Origin of the sequence: Pantoea sp. BAV 3049, from assembly GCF_009765445.1 — a bacterium.
Lineage (GTDB): Bacteria > Pseudomonadota > Gammaproteobacteria > Enterobacterales > Enterobacteriaceae > Erwinia.
In genome coordinates this window covers 1-2,710 of record NZ_WHOY01000005.1, presented here as the reverse complement: position 1 = coordinate 2,710, position 2,710 = coordinate 1, and the positions used below count along the sequence as shown (strand labels likewise).

Sequence of the window (2,710 nt, the reverse complement as noted above, 5' to 3'; positions counted from 1 at the left end):
AGGCCCGGCCTGACAAAATCTCTAAACGTGAGTTTTCGTTCCACTGAGCATCAGACCCCTATATACCCGTAGCTGGATAAGCAACGAACGTCCTGGTCTGCTTTTTGATCTGGCGACAGGGTGGCTGATGCAGCACAGAATTATTCTCCCCGGAGCCACCACGCTGACCCGACTGATTTCAGAAGTAAGGGAAAAGGCAACTCTGCGCCTGTGGAACAGGCTGGCAATGATACCGTCTGCAATGCAGCGTTCACAACTGGAGACGCTGCTGGGCCCCGCTGATTCCGGCCGCTTGTCTTTGCTGGAATCACTGAAAAAAGGCCCGGTGACCATCAGTGGGCCGGCGTTTAATGAGACAATTGATCGCTGGAAAATGCTGAGCGATTTTGGCCTCCATAATGAAAGCCTGAACGCGATCCCGACTGTACGTCTGAAGAATCTTGCTCGTTATGCCGGGATGACTTCGGTATTCAATATTGCCAGGATGGCACCGCAGAAAAGGATGGCGGTACTGGTTGCCTTTGTCCTGGCATGGGAAACGCTGGCGCTGGATGATGCACTGGACGTTCTGGATGCCATGCTGACTGTCATCATCCGTGACGCCAGAAAGATTGGGCAGAAAAAACGGCTCCGATCGCTGAAGGATCTCGATAAATCAGCACTGGCACTCGCCAGCGCGTGTTCATACCTGCTGAAAGAAGAAACACCGGACGAATCAATCCGGGCTGAGGTATTCAGCCACATCCCCAGACAAAAGCTGGCAGACATCATCGCGCTTGTTCGCGAAATAGCCCGGCCCTCTGACGATAACTTTCATGATGAAATGGTGGAGCAGTACGGGCGGGTACGTCGCTTTCTGCCCCGTCTGCTGAATACCGTTAAATTTTCAGCAGCTCCCGCCGGGAGTACCACCCTGAATGCCTGCGATTATCTCAGCCGCGAGTTCAGCTCACGGCGGCAGTATTTTGACGATGCACCAACGGAAATCATCAGCCGGCCATGGAAACGACTGGTGATTAATAAGGAAAAACATATCACCCGAAGGGGATATACTCTGTGCTTTCTCAGTAAACTGCAGGACAGCCTGAGACGGCGGGATGTCTACGTTACCGGCAGTAACCGGTGGGGAGATCCCCGCGAAAAATTACTACAGGGCGCAGACTGGCAGGCAAACCGGATCAAAGTTTATCGTTCTCTGGGGCATCCGACAAACCCACAGGACGCAATAAAATCGCTGGGCATCCAGCTGGACACCCGTTACAGGCAGGTTGCTGCACGCCTTGGCGAAAATGAAGCGGTGCAGCTTGATATTTCCGGCCCAAAGCCCAGGCTGACTATTACTCCTCTCGCCAGTCTTGATGAGCCGGACAGTCTGAAACGGCTGAGCAAAATGGTCAGCGATCTGCTCCCTACGGTGGATTTAACGGAGTTGCTGCTCGAAATTAACGCCCATACCGGATTTGCTGATGAGTTTTTCCACGCCAGCGAAGCCAGCGCCAGAGTTGACGATCTGCCCGTCAGCATCAGCGCCGTACTGATGGCCGAGGCCTGCAATATCGGCCTGGAGCCCCTGATACGGTCAAATGTTCCAGCCCTGACCCGACACCGGCTGAACTGGACAAAAGCAAACTATCTGCGGGCTGAAACTATCACCAGTGCGAATGCCAGGCTGGTTGATTTTCAGGCAACACTGCCACTGGCACAGGTCTGGGGTGGTGGCGAAGTGGCTTCTGCAGACGGAATGCGCTTTGTTACGCCAGTCAGAACAATCAATGCCGGACCGAACCGCAAATACTTTGGCCATAACAGGGGTATCACCTGGTACAACTTTATTTCCGATCAGTATTCCGGCTTTCATGGCATTGTTATACCGGGGACGCTGAGGGACTCAATCTTTGTGCTGGAAGGCCTTCTTGAGCAGGAGACAGGGCTGAATCCCACCGAAATTATGACCGATACCGCAGGGGCCAGCGATCTTGTCTTTGGCCTTTTCTGGCTGTTGGGATACCAGTTTTCCCCGCGACTGGCTGATGCCGGTTCTTCGGTTTTCTGGCGCATGGACAATGACGCTGATTATGGCGTGCTGAATGACATTGCCAGAGGACAGTCAGATCCCCGAAAAATAGCCCTTCAGTGGGACGAAATGATCCGGGCCGCAGGCTCCCTGAAGCTGGGCAAGGTACAGGCTTCGGTGCTGGTCCGTTCATTACTGAAAAGTGAACGCCCCTCCGGACTGACCCAGGCAATCATTGAAGTGGGACGCATTAACAAAACGCTGTATCTGCTTAATTATATTGATGATGAAGATTACCGCAGGCGCATCCTGACCCAACTTAACCGGGGAGAAAGCCGCCATGCTGTTGCCAGAGCTATTTGTCACGGTCAGAAAGGTGAGATAAGAAAGCGATATACCGATGGTCAGGAAGATCAACTGGGCGCACTGGGGCTGGTCACTAACGCCGTCGTGTTATGGAACACTATTTATATGCAGGCAGCTCTGGATCATCTCCGGGCACAAGGAGAAACCCTGAATGATGAAGATATTGCACGTCTCTCACCGCTTTGCCATGGGCATATCAATATGCTCGGCCATTATTCCTTCACGCTGGCAGAACTGGTAACAAAAGGGCATTTGCGGCCATTAAAAGAGGCGTCAGAGGAAGAAAACATTGCTTAACGTGAGTTTTCGTTCCACTGAGCGTCAGACCCC

1 pseudogene is annotated in these 2,710 nt (G+C 52.9%); it reads left to right on the top strand.

From position 1 onward, the window contains the following. Positions 1–52 precede the first annotated feature (52 nt). Positions 53–2,677 (top strand): annotated as a pseudogene (locus GSQ70_RS00545) (Tn3 family transposase); the annotation flags it as partial. Between the last annotated feature and the right edge of the window lie 33 nt (positions 2,678–2,710).